The sequence below is a fragment of the Nitrospira sp. genome (genome assembly GCA_024760525.1).
Lineage (GTDB): Bacteria > Nitrospirota > Nitrospiria > Nitrospirales > Nitrospiraceae > Nitrospira_D.
In genome coordinates this window covers 392,141-409,603 of record CP060499.1, presented here as the reverse complement: position 1 = coordinate 409,603, position 17,463 = coordinate 392,141, and the positions used below count along the sequence as shown (strand labels likewise).

Below are 17,463 nucleotides of genomic sequence, written 5' to 3'. Positions count from 1 at the left end.
CCTCCTTGGGCAATACTGATGCAGTGTTCTCCGATTTCACCTTCATGCTACCATGGGGATAATCATTTAGTCGTGTCGGTCAAGAGGTTCTATGCCGAGAAGGAACGATGAAGCCGGCGGGTTCCAAGTGCGACACCGGACCCTTGGCGTCTATCAAGGCAGCGCGATCGACCTCGCTTTCTGGCACCCGTCATCAGGCATGCCCGAACATGGCCTCTGCCGGTTTTCCACAACACACAAGGCACAAGCGTTGATCGATGTGCTCTGCTCTTCAGCCTGTCTGGAACCTCTGGATCGAAAGGATCTGACGATCGAGCCGTTCGATGTCGCCGAACACGACCGTCTGATCACGGACTATCCCCTGCCGTCTGCCTGGGAAACGCCGACGTAGGGAGAAAGAAAAGGGGCTACGTCGAGACCGTTGATTCAACGGCCTTGGAGAGCACGGAGGATGTGGAACCCGAATGTGACTGGATGAAATTGAGAAGCCGTTTGTTCTCTTGAGCCTTGCGAAGGAATTTGAACGCAATGCCGCGCGCACTGACGGAGCGCACCATGGCCGCCACCTCGACCGGGACCTCGTCTTCGGCAAGGACGATTTCCAAGTAAAAAATGTCGTCGATATGCACCTGCGTCTCACTCTTGATGATGCAACCCCCGAGTGAGAGGTCCATCACAGTGCCGTCGCCGCGTATTTTTCCACCGGAAAACGACAGACACAGACGCACGGGAATGCGGAGATGTTCCCGGCGATCTATAAGCTGTGACGATCCTTCCGTGCCTCGGCGACGAGCGAGAAACCGATGATCACAATGCCGGCAGTGAAACGGAGCCATCCAAATCAGCGCCACGACGAATTCACGCAGTGATTGCGGCCGTGCGGGAGCGGCACCGTCTTTTCGACATTGTGGGCAAATCACTTGACGACTCATGCGGCAGCCTCTCCGTCGGGTCCACACATAGACTCGTCTCTGATTGCAATATAAAGGCCTTTCCCCCACAGTCAAGTTGATTGCCATCTGGCGCAAATCGGCTTCCACCAGTCCCTCTCGCCATTGAGCGATCAGAAATGAGTAGTCTGCCGAGGTCGAGATCGGTCCTTCGTGTTTTCTCTAGGCAGACTCTGCGTGGGGGGCTTCGGGCTCACTGAGAAGACCGGATTCGACGACGCCGGCACGGAGGTATTCACGATTGAGGTTGGCGATGAACCGGACGCCGATGCTTTTGGGACAGACGGCTTCGCACTCATACTGGTTGCCGCAAGAACCAAATCCTTCCCGATCCATGGCTTCGAGCATCGCTCTCACGCGGTGCGTTCGCTCGGGCTTTCCTTGCGGCAAACTCGCCAGGTGCGACACCTTCGCCGCTACGAACAGCATGGCCGAGGCATTCTTGCACGCCGCCACACAGGCCCCGCAGCCGATACACGAGGCAGCATCCATCGCAGTTTCGGCTTGATCTTTCCCGATCAACAGGACGTTCCCATCCACCGCTCCACCGGTGTTGACGGAGATATAGCCGCCCGCTTGCATAATCCGATCCAGCGCGCGGCGATCGACCACCAGGTCCTTGATGATGGGGAAGGACCGTGCCCGCCACGGTTCGATCGTGATGACGGCCCCATCAGGAAACCGCCGCATGTATAGCTGACAGGTGGTAATGCCACGGTCCGGGCCGTGCGGAACGCCGTTGATCACCAACGAACAACTTCCGCAAATGCCTTCGCGGCAATCCTGTTCGAATGCAACCGGCTCTTCGCCATCGGCGATCAACCTTTGATTAACACTATCGAGCATTTCCAGGAACGACATGCCGGCGCTCACGTCGCGCGCTTCATACGTCACAAACCGGCCGCTGTCCTCCGGACCCTTCTGGCGCCAAATGTTCAACGTGAATGTCATGTTGCCGATCACTGATAGCTTCTCGTTGTCGGTTGTACGAACTCGAAGGCAAGGGGCTCCTTGTGCAAAATAGGCGGCGCCCCCTCTCGATACTCCCAGGCAGCCACGTGCGCGAAGCGGCTGTCATCGCGTTTCGGTTCACCGTCGTCCGTCTGATACTCCTCGCGGAAATGAGCCCCGCATGACTCTTCCCGATGCAACGCATCGTGACAGAGCAGTTCGGCGAATTCGAGATAGTCGGCCACCCGCCCCGCATATTCCAATTCTTGGTTGAACGCTTCTCCAGAGCCAGGGATCATCACATCTCGCCAAAATTCTTCCCGTAGCGCCGGGACCGATGCCAGCGCCAGCGTGAGTCCTGCCTGATTGCGAGACATCCCACAATGATTCCATAACAGCGTGCCGACATCACGATGAAAGGAGGCGGCCGTTCGACGCCCCTTCGCGTTCAGCAGGCGATCGATCCGATTCGTCACGCGCTGAAGCGCCGCGCGAGCGTCCTTGTGGTCCTCCCGGATCAGGGAAAGCTTCGCCGTCGCCAAGTAATGGCCGATCGTATACGGAAGAATGAAATAGCCGTCCGCGAGCCCTTGCATCAACGAACTGGCTCCAAGCCGGTTGGCGCCGTGGTCCGCAAAGTTCGCTTCGCCGATCACGAAAAGCCCCGGAACGGTACTCATAAGATTGTAATCGACCCAGAGACCTCCCATCGTATAGTGCGGCGCCGGATAAATCCGCATCGGCGCGTGATAGGCGTCTTCACCCGTGATTCGATGATACATGTCGAATAAGTTGCCGTAGCGCTCGCGAACCACATCCAGCCCTTCCTGTTCAATCACATCGGCGAAATCCAGGTACACACCATGACCACTGGGCCCGACACCACGACCCTCATCGCAAACGTCCTTCACGGCGCGGGATGCAATGTCTCGTGGCGCGAGATTGCCGAAGCGCGGATACCGGCGTTCCAGAAAGTAGTCACGTTCTGCAGCAGAAATGTCGCCGGGACACCGGTGATCCGCCGACATCTTCGGCACCCACAGTCGCCCGTCGTTGCGGAGCGATTCGGACATCAGGGTCAACTTGGCCTGATACGCGTCTCCCGGCGGGATCGCCGTTGGATGGATCTGCGTAAAGCAAGGATTTGCGAACCCCGCCCCCTGCTTCCATGCCCGGTACGTGGCTGTCACGTTGCTGCCGCTGGCATTGGTCGACAGGTAGTACACGTTGCTGTAGCCACCCGTGGCAAGCACCACGGCATGGGCCGTATGAACACTCAACCGTCCAGTGACCAGATCGCGCACCACAATACCCCGAGCCTGACCGTCGACCACAATAAGATCAAGCATCTCGGTACGCGGGCGCATGGTGACTTGTCCGCGCTCAATCTGCCAACAGAGCGCCGAATAGGCGCCTAAGAGAAGCTGTTGTCCGGTCTGCCCCCGACAATAGAACGTACGGGAGACTTGGACACCGCCGAATGACCGGTTTGCCAACTGCCCCCCGTATTCCCTGGCGAACGGAATGCCGAGCGCCACACATTGGTCGATGATTTGGGTGCTGACCTGAGCAAGCCGATAGACGTTCGCCTCTCGAGAGCGAAAATCTCCGCCTTTGATGGTGTCATAAAATAGCCGGCCCACACTGTCCCCGTCGTCCTGGTAATTCTTCGCCGCGTTGATGCCTCCCTGCGCCGCAATGCTGTGCGCACGGCGCGGGCTGTCCTGAAAACAAAAGCACTCCACCTGGTAGCCTAGCTGTCCCAACGTTGACGCCGCGCTGGCTCCGGCGAGACCGCTGCCGACGACAATGACCGTGAGCTTTCGTTTGTTGTTGGGGCTGATCAGCTTTTCGCTGAACCGGCGCCGGTCCCATTTCGTTTCCAACGGCCCGGAAGGAATTTTTGCATTGAGCATCGTCATGCGCGCACAATCCCCAGGAAGACGGCCAGAATGATGGCGACATTGCCAAGCACCACCAACAGCGCGACCGCAGGACCAGCGGACTTGAATAGACGATTGAACGCCGCATGTTCCAATCCGAGGGACTGTAAGCTGCTGGAGACGGCATGGCTCACATGCAAGCCCAGCCCCAACTGACCCGCTAGGTAGAGCCCTACGATGAGTGGATTCCGAAAGGCATGGATCAACCTGGCATAGACATCGCGATAGCCCTCCGCATCGACACGATCGGAAAATGATGGATCGACGACGCCCGCCGTCACATGCAGCAAATGGAACACGATGAAGAGCAACAGGACCACCCCGGAGACCGCCATCGTCCTTGAAGCCAATGAAGCTTGGCGATACTCACGGATCGCGTACGCGGTCGGGCGGGCGCGGCGGTTTCGCAAGGTCAGCTGGATGGCCAGCACGATGTGGACAACCGCGATACTCAGCAACCCTAGTCGGGCTGTCCATAAGAGGATCGGCATCTCGTGCAGTAACGCCGCGTAACTATTGAGCGCATGGGGTCCTTCGAATACCTGAAGATTCCCCAACATGTGGAAGACGACATAGACGATGAGCCCCAGTCCGGTCAGGGCCATCACGACTTTGCTGCCGACGGAGGACCGAAAATGACTAACCAGGCGTGTCATCCACCAGTATTATACACGTCTTGAATTCAAGAAAACGCACAGGAGTCTGAGGTGCGTCGTAGACGAGAGGGGAAACGGCGATGTGCCATCACATTCCCGGATCCGGTCATCCTTCCGACCAGGCTTGCCTATCGGGCATTCGATGAACTTGAGTGGGGGGTGATCCGCCTGACTTGACGTTCGAGCTGCTCGGAAGGTTTCAGCCATGGAACCAACAGATCGAGCGCCATCACACAGTTCCGCGTACCTTGCTTGGCGGCATAGAGAGCCTTGTCTGCTTGATCGATCAGCTCCAACGGAGTTCGCGCACCAAGAGCGGTTGTCGACACTCCGATACTCACCGTAAGGACCAGCCCGCGCGCCATGCGCACGCGTCCGCCGGCTTCTGTTTGAATCCGAATCCGCAGACGCTCCGCCAGGTCCGAAGCTTCCGCAAGCGTTGTACGTGGGAATATTAAGCAGAACTCCTCACCTCCATATCGCCCCACGATATCCGTCAAACGCAACCCCGCGGACAGACAATGTGCGACCGCTTGGATGGCTTGATCCCCGACGGCATGTCCGAGTTGATCGTTCACCCACTTGAACCTGTCGATATCGACCATCAAGCAACAGAGTTCGGTCCCGTGTTTGCCACTGTCTGCAAACACTGTTTCGAACAACGCGTAGAACGCGCGGCGGTTCAAGCAGCCGGTGAGCGGGTCTCGGGATGCGAGGCGTTCCAGCTCACCGTTTTGTCGTAGAATCTCCGCCTGCGCCGCTTCAAGGTCCGCCACGGTTCGCCTTAAGGTGCCATTGATCTGTGTGAGCTGGTGGTTGGCGCGTTGGAGCTCCACCGTGCGTTCATCGACGAGATGGCTCAATTCGTTCAGTCGCCATGCAGCCTTACTTCCCAAATCCCACTTCCGGCAGAGCGCAGCGGCGAGTTGCATGACTTCAATGCCGATAAACGGCTTCTGAAGGATCAATAACTTGTCAGTTCTTCCTATTTTCTCGCTGATTTCGTCCCAAGGTTGATCTGAATAGGCCGTGCAAATGACTATCTGCAGCCGCCCATCAGCCTCCCAAAGACGCTCGATGGTCTCCAACCCATCCCACCCGGGAGGCATCCGCATATCCACAAACGCCACGGCATACGGGCGCCCATCGTTGCCTGCCGCCTCCAATAAGGAAAGGGCCTTCTGTCCTTGTTCTGCGCAATCGACCTCGAACACTTCGGCAGACTGGACAGAGATAGGCTGCCCAAAAAGTGCCGCACGAGCCTGTTCCAGCGCTTTCTGTCCGGTCTCGGGTTGAAGAATTTTTCTAAAGTCATGATGAATCGACGAATTATCGTCTACGACCAGAATTCGGCGATTGAGAAGGTCCGTCGACACCGGTTAGACTTCCTTCATCGTTCTGCCAGACCGCAATCTACGCGACCTTTCCTTATCCACGAGCGCCATCGCATGCGACTGACTCTTTCGGCACGTATGCATACGAGAGCCAACCAGGATGTGAAGGTTTGTATTTCCCGCAGCCATGATCACTCAACCGGATCTATCCGAGGAATGGATCAGCATCGTCATTGACGATGCTCCACCTGAGTTTCTGGTCGCCGACCCGCCATGAATTCATGCAAGTCCCCGAGAAGCGTTCGCACATCTCGTGCGCATTTCTGTATCGTCGCCATCTGTTCCCGCTGCTCGGGATTGAGAGGGCTGTCGAGCAGCAGAGCGACTTTACTCATGAGCTCGTTCATAGGCACGGAGATTTCGTGACTCATAATCGCCAGGAACTCTTCCTTGTGCCGAAACGCGTCCGTGACGTCGCCTTGAGACTGACTCGTGACATGCTCCACCGCCTGACCGGCGGCATGATCGTGCAGCCGCTCATTCGCTTTCTGCAATTCCGCTGTGCGCTGAGTCACGCTGAGGGCAAGAATCTCGATCTGCAATGTCACCGCGCGCGCCAGGTTCCATCTTTTCGTCAGGTCCGAATCTTTCGGATGTGCCAACATTCTTCGGAAGTCCTCGTGGATGTTGACGTTATCGTCTATGACAAGAATTCGCCGATTGTCGGCGGCCTGATCGGCTGTCATGCGGCGGCCTCTGCGAGGACTAACGGAAGGGCAAGCGTGAAGGTAGCCCCACACCCTTCGCCCGCGCTTTCCGCTTGCAGCGTTCCGCCCAGATTCTTGGCCAGAATGGCGGCGCCATGCAGTCCAAGTCCATGGCCGGCCGTTCGCGTCGTAAACCCTTGGGCGAAGAGTTTCGGGATATGCTCCGCTTTGATCCCACCTCCAGTGTCAGTAACCGTAAAGCGAACGAACGGTTGGCGATCGGAATACACTTCAATGCGTAGCGTCAACTGCCGAGGGAGGCTCGAGTGTTCAACCATCGCGTTCTTGGCATTGGTGATCACATTCACCAACACCTGTAAGACCTGATGGCGATCCGTCAAGATCGTGGGGACCGGGCTGTATTCCCGCGCGACGTGGATGTGATACTTCTCCGGCTCGGGAATCGCCAGCAACAAGGCTTGTTCCATCAAGCATTCGACTGACGCGGGTTCTCGGATATTTGCCGCGCGGGCAATCTCCTGCTGCGACATAATCACGTGTTTGATGTGGTCGACCTTTTTCACGAGCGAGTCGAGCTCGCTTTGGAGTGTCTGATGGCTTTCACTCAGCGATTCGGCCACCAAATCGAGATAGGTAGGGATCTGCTTCCCCATTGAATCAGCCGTCAAGAATTCTTGTAAGTTGTTCTGATGCTCATGGAACAGTGACGCAATCCGGCGGACATCACCCGCCATCGGCCTCTTGAGCGTCCTCAGCAAGGTATCCGTCGATACGTTGATGCTGTTGAGCACGTTCCCGACATTATGCAAGACATTTGACGCCACATCGGCCATCCCAGCTTGCCGCGAGGCCTGCATGAGTTGCCTGTACAGTTTCTCTTTTTCTGCTTCCGCCTTTCTCCGTTCATTCATTTCCACGTGAAGATTGGTGTTCATCGCTTCGAGTTCCTGGTTCTTGCTGAGGATCTCACGGCGTGACGATTCCAATTCGCTGTTGGCTTCCTTGAGTTGGGCATTCGCCCGATCAAGCTCGGTCACATCATGGAAAGAGACCAACGCGCCTCTGACCATCGATTCGTCGTCCATAATCGGTACGGTGGTAACCAGAAATTTTCTCGGCTCGCCCTCAGGAAGGCTTAGGAGCAGAGGAGTTTTATCCACGGACTGTCTATCCATAATGCCTCGAGTCCACGGATGAACGGCCAGCGGATCCGATGAAACGGTTGATGCCCATTCGAGAGCCCCGAGATCGTGACCGATCAACGACGTCACAGATCTATCGACGGCGCGACCGAATGAGTCATTCGCCAGGACGATCAGGTCCTGAGTGTCGATCATGACCACGCCTTGTGTCAGCGCATCGAGCGCGGCTTTCACGCGTGTCGGAACGATGCCGGAGGGATCCAGTTGCCGGAGTGTGCGTTTCATGAACAAGAGGTACCCAATGAATCCCATGACACTCATGAACGCCAGGAACTGTACCCATGGATCGGTCAAAAAGCGTCCGACTCCGGAGCTCTCAGACTCGCGGAACGCAATCTGGAGCACTCCCCATGGCCGGTCCGCGGAAAAGATCGGGACTTGGAGAAATTGGAGCGTCGACTGGTCACCGGGTGGTTGAACCCAGACATGCGCATGATCGCCGACCTGCGCAACAACCACGCCTGCCCTTTGAAGTAGAGCCAACGACAGAATGTTTTGATTCCGCGTGGCGAGCGTCTTCATCGCAAATTGAATCGTTTCGATCTGATCGCGTTCAGCCAAGGCCGAGTATTGAACTGCAAGCGACTCGGCCAAATCTCGCCGATACTCGAATACTTGACGATCGTGGCTAGGCACCAAATCGACAAGCGAATAACCGGCCAGCATAAGGCTGATCGTCAAACTGACCAGACCACAACTGATCCAGACCAAAGGTTTGGCTTTCATGACTGAGTTCTGTTCATGGGCGTCGATTCTGTCTGTTTGGTCCGTGATTCGAAGATTTCAATACACGATCCAGGCCGCGGAATTGCCGCTTCTCGTGTTCTTCGGCCCCCGAGGGCGACAATGATCAGCGACCATAATGGCGAGACCAGGCGAGTGATATCACGCATTCGTTGGCTTGAAGAGTCCCGCTTATTGACTGAGTCGCTCATCTTCTGTTCGACCGGACCAATGCACACCGAGCGCGCGCTCATAGCATTATCGTGGCTATCAATTAGATTAGTTGGCTTACGTATCTTTGTAGAGAGTACCTAACTTTAATTGTTTGTCATCAATTTTCTTATTTTGGTACGTTCCACTAGTGGAGACAATGCAGCCTCTGACACTACGCAGGTTGTGGGGCGACGTAGCTGCGAATCGGAAACGTATAGAGACTAGTCCCACGTTTGGCTGAAAACCCTATGGCGTGGGATCCATAGGCCGCCAAGCGATTGGGGCGTCAAGTTGACCGGCGTCATGCGGCCGTGTGCGAATCATGACTCCTCGCATGACTCGACAAGCCAAACCGCAGTGCGGCGTGAGATAAGATCAGAATGGGTATGAGTGGATATGTAGTCGTCCCACCGATCCAGCAGAGAACAGCCGCATTCAAGCGGCAAGCCTTGCAGCCGCAACACTATAGCGATTCGGACCGACGTCGGCAGCAAAGTGGGTGGACATTCCTAGATTGTCTCCGTATGCCTCACATGTTATTTTTCACTTCTCAGACAGCTTCCTTTTTCTTCACACAGGAGCCACCTGTCCGTGTGTCAGGTTTTTGTAATACACAGTTGTGTCTTTTTAGATACAGTATGAATTCTGACAAATGGTCATATTTTATAGATAAGACAATACTTTATGATTTATTTAGATAGGCGCGCTAATTGCTTACCAAGCGATAACGCGAATCTTATAAATGGAGGACTTGTGCGGAATCAACAAACCTTGGCATCAACGGTCACATGCTCCGGCGTAGGGCTTCACTCTGGTCGATCCGCGTCTATTACGCTACGCCCTGCTCCCCCTGACACCGGTGTGGTGTTTGTCAATCGACAAGCAGACGTTGATGTCTATCTTTCCGCATCCGTTGAACACCGAGTCCCAACCGAATTATGCACAGCTATCAGCGGGAATGGGTTCCAGGTTCAAACCATTGAACATTTACTGGCGGCATTGTCAGGATTGCAGATCGACAATGTCTTTATCGATGTGACGGCAACCGAAATTCCGGTCATGGATGGAAGCGCTGCCCCGTTTGTCCGATTCATACAATCGGCCGGGGTCGTCTCGCAAGATCGAAAACAGCCTTTTCTTAAGATCATGGCGCCGATTGAAGTGGCCGAGGGGTCCAAGCGCGTACGGATTGAACCGTCCTCTACTTCTCGAATCACCTATTCGATCCATTATGAACATCCTCTGATCAAGACACAGACCTATACCTATGACTGCTCTGTGAGCGCGTTTGAGAACGAAATCGCCGAGGCCAGAACATTTGGGTTTTTGCACGAAGTCCAAGCCTTGTGGGCTCGTGGCCTTGGCAAGGGCGGAACATTGGACAACACCGTTGTGCTATCGGGAGACGGCATCGTCAATGAGTCCGGTCTCCGATTCGGCGATGAGTTTGTCCGCCACAAGATTCTCGATCTGATAGGCGACTTCTCTCTCCTGGGAGTATCCTTCATCGGCCACATCGTCGCAGACCGGTCGGGGCACGCACTCCACACTCGATTAGTTCAGCAGATCCTTCAGCAACCCGAAAAGTGGGTCCTTCTGAACGCAGAGCCGTCGGTTGAAAAAGCGCACCCAGTCACCCATGCGCGCCGCCTCCAATCAGCCGTCGCGCTCCAGGCTTCTTAAATAGCACTATTTCTCGATATTGTTGAGAGTAGCTTGTCTTACGGGCAGGGCGCTCTTCCGTCTTCAGCAATGAGACACATGGTACGCCGGGGGTAAGTGACCTCACCCCCGGCGCATCACATCATGGCGGGGATTACTTCTTCTTCTTCTTCGCTGCCTTCTTTGTTGCCAAGAGTCTCACCCCCCTTCGCAGTTTCAAGTTAGGCCCGATGACCAGTCCTATACAGCCTGAATCAGCATGTCATCCACGGCTTCGAACGTGTTGGGACCGACCTTTCTGAAGCGTTTATCCCGCTTGAGCGACGTCGCGATAGAAGTCAGCGGCGTTTTCCCTTTGATCTGCAACCCGCCTTCAATCAGACGTTGCACAAGTTCTTTCGCATGCATCGCCCGGTTGGACTCGCGTAGGATTTCATAGGCGGCTTGAGGAACACTCTTCCCGACATATTTACTCCGCCCAAGAAGAATTTCTCGAGATTGATCGGTCACGTCCATAACAGGCGCAGGCCTCATACCTTTGGAGTCATCTGTAGGAATGATCTGGTTTGAGAGGCTGGCCAGCTTGGCCTTGTCGGCCTCGACTCGGTAGAGGGTTTCAGCAAGTTCGAGGTATTTCTTAATGGTCGCGATTTCGTCGTCAAGTCGACGACGCTTTTTCTCCAGGTCCTGGAAGCGGCTCTTATACGCGTTGATTCGTTGTTCCAGCCCAACCAGAATGTCTGTTAATTCTTCCACAAGCACTCCGACTAAAGCATGCTTGCTTTATAGCATTGCTTGTAATCTGTGTCAAGACATATTATTTGAATAATATATCTCGTACTGAACATATACTTTTGCACGCAAGTAATACTTTTCTCATTACTGTGGATAAGCCTTGTTCTACTGAAAGGATCATGATTTTTTCATATGAACAGTTTGTGTCGTGCTAGAATGAGGGTGTGCCGATTCCTCACGAATCAGTTCCTGCGGAGCTCCTCCTAGACACAGCGGTTGCCGCCAGTCGAAAAGCCGGTGCCATTCTTCTCGAGTATGCCGGGGCCGGCTTCAATATCGAGTACAAGAACCCGATCAACTTGGTGACCGATGCAGACCATGCCGCGGAGCAGTGCGTGATCGATTCTATCCGGACTCGCTTTCCGACCCATCGGTTTTTGGCCGAAGAGCGTGGGCCTGTCGAAGAAACTCCGTCGCCCTATCTATGGATCATTGATCCACTGGACGGGACGACCAACTTCGCTCATGGCTATCCAGCCTACTGCGTGTCCATTGGCCTTGAGTACGATGGGCGATGCACCCTCGGAGTCATCTACGACCCCTCACGAAATGAACTGTTCACAGCCATCGAAAGCGGCGGTGCCCGGTTAAACGGCCGCTCCATTCACGTTTCCAACACGATCACGCTCGACAACAGCCTCTTGGTCACGGGATTCGCATATGACATCAGGGAATCGCCGCGAAACAACCTCGATCATTTTTCCAAGTTTGCCCTCAAGGCGCAGGGAATCAGAAGAACGGGTTCCGCCGCCCTAGATCTCTGCTATGTGGCAGCGGGACGTTTCGATGGTTTTTGGGAAGTCAGGCTTCATCCATGGGATATGGCAGCCGGGTCGGTGATTGTGCGGGAAGCCGGAGGGCGGCTGACCGATTTCCGCGGAAGAGACCTTTCCATCTATGGGCAGGAACTTGTGGCCAGCAATGGACCCATCCACTCGGCCATGCTTGAGGTTCTCGCGCAAGACGGATCGCGATAGGATACCTTGATCCACGTCAAGATATCCTTCGCCCGTGGATCTCTGGATATACAACCTGACTCTGAATACGGTATGCTACATGAACTTGCACGACCGAGGTCATCTCATGGCACGCGCGGTTCCTCCTTCCGGACAACCAAACATGACCCCTTCCAGCAATAAAGGTACCGACTCGGCGTGGGATGTGGAGCTGCTCCGCGTTCTCGTCAGCAGGACAGGGACGCAGGTTGAAGCTCAATGGGCCATCCATCCTCAATTGAAGCACGACTTACTGCCCAAAGAATGGCAAGAGGTAACGGATCTGATGGCGAAGGTCACCGACATCGTAGGCAATCGATTCTCCGAAACCCTTTCGAATGTCGATCCCATGCCTCCCGGTCATGCCTGATCGTTCCACCGCTCGCTTCTTTCCTGCTCCACTCCTGCGCGACCTGCGGCGGCGCCTCACTGGTTCATGGCATGCAGATGAGAAACGTGGTCGAGAAGTTGTCGATGTAGATCTCCTAACCGTCCCAGGCGTTCAGCCAACTAGGGAAGCTTTTCAGTTCGAGCGGAGATCTCGTCCTCTCCGTAGGAGTCAGCGACTCTTTGCTCTAATAGACTTGATCTTTTTTACGTCGACCTTCGCGGTGACTGAGCCGCCAAGGGAACCATCGTGCCTTTGCTCTTTGTATTCAATTTCAATGCTGGCGAAGTTGCACGATACCTGTTCGGCAGGTGCATCGCTAACCCCACTTGATCCGCCCTGTTGGTAGGAAGAGATCCCGACATCGGTCAATCTGATCCTCAAGTACTCCTGTTTTTCGTCTCCTGCTTTTCTTGCGAATAGCGTGACATCTCTCAAGCGCGTCCCTGTAGCGCATGCCTCAAAGAGCTTCGGTGAGGCCTTGCTGGCTTTCGCCGTAAACTGAAAGTCCTGCGCGTTGAATCTTCCGCTGGCGATACCCGGCCTTGTTGGTCCTGACGGCTTTCCTGCAACCGAGCCAGCCGTCCCTCCGAACGACCACGCATCCAGTGCGATTTCTCCCTTGTGTCGCGCATCCGTGCTCTCGCCTTCAATCCCGTCGATTTTGAGGAAATAGTCGTCAGCCATAATATCCTCCTATGAAAGTGGGTAGCTGTCCTGTCTTGAGTAGATCAATGAATTGTTACCGACCTCGCACGATCCTCCGTTCGTCGTGAGCCTGTCGAACCACGAACGGAATGACACGGAATCGGGGGCCCTTCGACAAGCTCAGGGCGAACAAAGGAATGCAAAAAAATTCAATACCCGGTCACATGCACCCCGCAGGCCATAGAAAATACAAGAGCCGGAGAAAAGGAAACGGAGTCAAAGAGTACAGGTTACTTCGGAATGTCCTGGGCACAACGGAACCCGATATTGCTCTTCCGATGCGCAGGTGTGCTCCAGAGGCGGTATGCAGAACGTAGGTAGACCAGTACAGTGGACCAGGCTCCACCGCGGAGCACACGATACTGGCCGTTAGAGGGCCCTGTCGGATTGCGAGCCGGGCTTTTGCTGTAATAGTTGGCGTCGTACCAGTCCGCCGTCCACTCCGCGACATTTCCAGTGATGTCATACAGCCCCCAGGGATTTGCCTCATAGGATCCGACGGGTGCGGTGCGCATCACACCATCGTCATAGCCGGTGATGATGCCTCTTAGGAGATCTCTAGCGGATTCGTCTGCAAGGTTTTCGACTCGTCTGGCCCCTGGATGTCCTTGCCCCCACCAGTACTCCGTCGTCGTGCCCGCCCGGGTCGCATATTCAAACTGCGCCTCTGTAGGTAGCTGTTTCCCGGCCCACCGACAATAGCCCTGTGCATCATCCCAAGACACAGATACCACAGGATGCTCCGCACGCTCTGAGGCAAAGACTATCTCGCTACCCTCCGGCTGCCTCCACGTTGCCCCATTCACTTCCTCCCACACTTTTCTCTCGCTAAAGGACATCGCGCTGCCTTTCTCCTCCGCTGTGGTCTGGTGGCCGGTTTGCTGAACGAACTGTTGGAAAAGTCGGTTAGTCACCTCGTACTTGTCCAGATAAAACTCGTCGATTCGGACTTGGTGCTGAGGGAGTTCGGGCTTGTACAAGCCGTCGCAGGTTTGCTGATCTTTCTTCAACTCATTGACACAAGATCGGATCGCCCGATCCACCTCGTCTTCCGTGCTGCCCATCAGAAAGTTCCCTGGCGGAATGAGCACCATCGGAGCACCATCTTTACCGGTGATTCTTGAAGGCGGTTTCCCAACCAGCTGCTCCTGTAATGGTTGCTTCATTACCAGTTGTTGGCTCTGAGAGTGTTCTTGAGTATTCGGTCCCGACTGCTGTTGCGCTGACCTGGAGAGGCCCGGTTCACGCACGCCGCTTTGCTTGATGTCCGTCGACGGTGCCGACTTTTCGGCTGATGTTGTCTCGTTGGACTGTGGGCGCTTCTTTTCATCAGCCGCCTGGAGCGCATCTCCGGCGGCTTTCTTCTTCGCAGCGGATTCAGCCTGCCGCTTGGCTTCCGCTATTTTCGCCTCCTTCACCTTGGCCCTCGCTTCGGCCTCGTCGGCCTTCGCTGCAGCAGATGCTTGTTCATCCGTCTTTCTCGCAATCTCCCGCTGACGCAAGCTCTCAAGCCCATTGAGTTTCACTAGGTCGGGAACGTCTGCGTGGACCACTACCAAGAATGCGTCGAAACCGGCCGGCCAATGCAGACTGGCTACCTGAGCCGCGGGCGCTGGTTCTCGTGCGAGTTCCCGTCCATCCTCATGCACGGTCACACGGAGCAGCCCCTCTTTCTCATAGGTCAGCTCGAACTCTTTCGTCGGATCAGCCACGCGAAGTTGCCCCATGGTGACCTTGTGCACGCGATCGGCGAGGGCTCCTTCCTCACCCGATTCCAGGAGAACCAACTCCGGGCCTTTCTGCCCCCAGCGTTCCACACGCCCGTTTTCACGCTTGAGGAACACTTCATTCGTCTCCGAAAGAAACCCCACATCTGCGATGGGTGACGGTAAGGGTACCGGTGCAGGATCCTCCGACCACCAGAGGCCGGTGGACACCAGGCATGCAGCCATCACGAGGAAAAGCGGTCGAAATCCTAGCCACGGTTGTCCCTTGGGAAACAGGAGTGTCAGCAACGCCTTGGGCGCATTAGCAGTGAGAGACTTCCCTTGTTTCCCGGACAGGTATTGCAGCATGACGTAGTCGCGCATGGGGCTCCCCGGCTCAGCAGCTCGCCCCATTTCTTGTATCGCCAATCTGCGACGGAGGTTCTGGAACCACGCGCTGCTCCCTCCACCGGCATCGGCTGATTGTTGTTTCGCGCCAGGCGGCAAGGCGATATGGAGTTGGAGTGCGGCGGCCCGTTCAGGGTTCAGGGCGCTGATTATTTCGCCGAGATCCTGACTGATCCGATCAGCCTCTTGCCCCGTCAACTGGTCATAGAGCGCATGACGGAACCAATCAGGCATGAAGGCTTGCCGAAACCAGACGAGTGGCATGAGCTTGGGCAGTAGCGCCTCCGCAGTAGGGCCGTGACCGAACAGACGGACGCCCCACTCCAGCGTCAGAGCCCAGTGAATTTCCGGGTAGGCGGCACAGGCTGCCAGCCAATGGATCCCGTCCGGCCCCAATTCTTTCCGGATGTCATTCATCAACCTTGCTATGACGTCCTGTGAAGGCGGATGCCGCTCCAGCCATCGTTGGGCTGTTCGATCATAGAGATCCCGCCGTTCTCGTGAGGCGACTTTGGTGGTCGTCACTGGAGGACTGCCCTGCTCCAAAAGCTGCGAAAATAGCCGCAGACCGAGAAGAGAGAGCGGTATGACCTGAAAGCCGCGCCGGCTCAGAATCCGTTCTGCTTGTCCCCATCGACCATACGTGCGGGTGGTAAACAGGAACCGTTCCTCCCAGGCTTCCAGCGTTTCGACCCATGGTCGGATTTTTCCAGTCAATGGATCAAAACAGGTCATGGGATCTGCAAAGCAGAGCAAGCGACTGGTGGGAAACTTGGCCGTTACCTCCCCTAATTCCATGAACTCTGTCATCGCCGCCACGGCCGCCGCGCCCATTCCATGCTTCGGTTCGCCACGGAGTGGATCTACCCTCCGCAGCATGGTCGGCTGTTCATCAAATTCATACTGACGAACCAAGACATACCCTTTGGCTAAATCCTTCACCAATTGGGCCGCGACATTGGCCTGGTGGTCGGCCACCGTTGCGCGGTCGATCAGGGCCACATAACCAGGCTCGCGTTTGGAGCCAAACACCGGCGTGAATAAGCCTCCACGATTCATCGTGCGGTGAATCGTGCTCCGGACGTCCAGTTCAGCAGACTCCTCAAAGCGCGTTTGACGGAGACGCTGTGTGACGTGCCTCAACGAAAGCGAAGGAAAAATTCGTCGGGTCCCGGCCTGGACCTGGATCTGTTTGAGTTGCGGACGAATCAGGCTCGACTGACGTTTGAGCACGGCGCGGCGGCTGAACCGGTAGAGGAGCCACACCAGCACGACTAACCCAGGTGTCACCACTGCCAGGGCAGTTGGATAGGAAAGCCTCGCCCACCAGGGAAGAATCGGAGGTCTGCGGCTTGGTATCCGCTCCAGACTCATTGTTGCGGGAGACGGCTGAAGCGCAGGCACATCAGGCACCCGCGGCAGGATGGGCGAGGGTGTTTCCCTGGCAAGTTGCACCTCACCGATCGGGAATTGGGTGTCCAGATCTATTGGATACAAGTAGAACAACTTTCGACTCGCCTTGATCGTTTGCCCGGCAAGAGATTGGCTCGAGAGATACTCCTTCGTTTCGATCAGCAATTGCAGCGGCATGTCATCATTTTTGAAGACAACTTTGAAGGTGCCTTGTGCATCCGTTGTAACCGTCTGTTCACCCAGTCGTACCGTCGCCTGAGCGACGGGCTGGTTGTCCGCCATGACTCGGCCCACTGCTTCACGTGAGCGAAGATCTTGCCAAAGAAACCACGCCGTGAGCGCCGGCAAGACGAGTAACCCCGCCGCCGCCAGCTTCATGCGCCAATGTGTGTGCTGTTTATCAGGAGGAGGCTGAGGGATTGGGATCACGGGTATCGTATAGGCGCGCCCGCTCCGATCCCGCAGCCATTCAAGGTAAATCTTCTCAAACCGTTCTTGCTCTTCGGGAGTGGAACAGAAGATCGGACGGAGGAGAGTTGTAAGCCGCACCAGGGATCCAAGGGCTACAGCCCTCCGTGATTCCTCGCGGACCGTCTCTTGCGCGGCCAGGACTTGATAGAGCGAGGGTCTATAGCCTTCTCCTCTAAGATGGTCTGCAAGGTCACCTATCTCCTCTGGATGCAACATC

Annotated in this window: 14 protein-coding genes; 4 read left to right on the top strand and 10 right to left on the bottom strand. The window is 55.7% G+C overall.

Going from position 1 to position 17,463, the window contains the following annotated elements; all coding sequences use genetic code 11:
* Positions 1 to 91: 91 nt before the first annotated feature.
* Entirely contained in the window at positions 92 to 391 is a 300-nt protein-coding gene (locus tag H8K04_01960) for a hypothetical protein (protein UVT16353.1), read from the top strand.
* Between the two features lie 16 nt (positions 392 to 407).
* On the opposite strand, the gene H8K04_01955 is transcribed toward H8K04_01960, so the two are convergent.
* From H8K04_01955 to H8K04_01925, 7 genes are all read right to left on the bottom strand, one after another.
* A complete protein-coding gene (locus H8K04_01955) occupies positions 408 to 932 on the bottom strand; it encodes a PilZ domain-containing protein (GenBank protein UVT16352.1) in 525 nt (174 codons plus the stop codon).
* 180 nt (positions 933 to 1,112) lie between these two features.
* Entirely contained in the window at positions 1,113 to 1,901 is a 789-nt protein-coding gene (locus H8K04_01950; protein UVT16351.1) for a succinate dehydrogenase/fumarate reductase iron-sulfur subunit, read from the bottom strand.
* Between the two features lie 8 nt (positions 1,902 to 1,909).
* Positions 1,910 to 3,823: a fumarate reductase/succinate dehydrogenase flavoprotein subunit gene (locus H8K04_01945; protein ID UVT16350.1), complete on the bottom strand. Its 1,914-nt coding sequence runs from the start codon at positions 3,821 to 3,823 to the stop codon at positions 1,910 to 1,912.
* A complete protein-coding gene (locus tag H8K04_01940; GenBank protein UVT16349.1) occupies positions 3,820 to 4,500 on the bottom strand; it encodes a succinate dehydrogenase cytochrome b subunit in 681 nt (226 codons plus the stop codon). Before H8K04_01940 ends, H8K04_01945 begins: the two co-directional genes overlap by 4 nt.
* A 128-nt stretch (positions 4,501 to 4,628) precedes the next feature.
* Positions 4,629 to 5,876, bottom strand: a complete 1,248-nt coding sequence (locus tag H8K04_01935) for a diguanylate cyclase (protein ID UVT16348.1) — start codon at positions 5,874 to 5,876, stop codon at positions 4,629 to 4,631.
* Between the two features lie 188 nt (positions 5,877 to 6,064).
* Positions 6,065 to 6,580, bottom strand: a complete 516-nt coding sequence (locus tag H8K04_01930; GenBank protein ID UVT16347.1) for a hypothetical protein — start codon at positions 6,578 to 6,580, stop codon at positions 6,065 to 6,067.
* Complete coding sequence (locus tag H8K04_01925; GenBank protein ID UVT16346.1) at positions 6,577 to 8,490, bottom strand: PAS domain-containing protein; 1,914 nt, start codon at positions 8,488 to 8,490, stop codon at positions 6,577 to 6,579. Before H8K04_01925 ends, H8K04_01930 begins: the two co-directional genes overlap by 4 nt.
* Before the next feature lie 963 nt (positions 8,491 to 9,453).
* Between H8K04_01925 and H8K04_01920 the strand changes: the two genes are divergently transcribed.
* Positions 9,454 to 10,383, top strand: a complete 930-nt coding sequence (locus H8K04_01920; protein ID UVT16345.1) for a UDP-3-O-acyl-N-acetylglucosamine deacetylase — start codon at positions 9,454 to 9,456, stop codon at positions 10,381 to 10,383.
* Between the two features lie 219 nt (positions 10,384 to 10,602).
* On the opposite strand, the gene H8K04_01915 is transcribed toward H8K04_01920, so the two are convergent.
* A complete protein-coding gene (locus H8K04_01915; GenBank protein ID UVT16344.1) occupies positions 10,603 to 11,118 on the bottom strand; it encodes a hypothetical protein in 516 nt (171 codons plus the stop codon).
* A 209-nt stretch (positions 11,119 to 11,327) separates the two neighbouring features.
* Here H8K04_01915 and H8K04_01910 point away from each other — a divergent pair, with 209 nt between their 5' ends.
* Positions 11,328 to 12,134 (top strand): inositol monophosphatase, encoded by an 807-nt coding sequence (locus H8K04_01910; protein UVT17831.1) that lies wholly within the window; start codon positions 11,328 to 11,330, stop codon positions 12,132 to 12,134.
* 106 nt (positions 12,135 to 12,240) lie between these two features.
* Positions 12,241 to 12,522, top strand: a complete 282-nt coding sequence (locus H8K04_01905) for a hypothetical protein (GenBank protein UVT16343.1) — start codon at positions 12,241 to 12,243, stop codon at positions 12,520 to 12,522.
* 189 nt (positions 12,523 to 12,711) lie between these two features.
* Here the strand turns inward: H8K04_01905 and H8K04_01900 are convergent, their stop codons facing one another.
* A complete protein-coding gene (locus H8K04_01900; protein ID UVT16342.1) occupies positions 12,712 to 13,227 on the bottom strand; it encodes a type VI secretion system tube protein Hcp in 516 nt (171 codons plus the stop codon).
* A gap of 251 nt (positions 13,228 to 13,478) precedes the next feature.
* Positions 13,479 to 17,462: a formylglycine-generating enzyme family protein gene (locus tag H8K04_01895; GenBank protein ID UVT16341.1), complete on the bottom strand. Its 3,984-nt coding sequence runs from the start codon at positions 17,460 to 17,462 to the stop codon at positions 13,479 to 13,481.
* Position 17,463 lies beyond the last annotated feature (1 nt).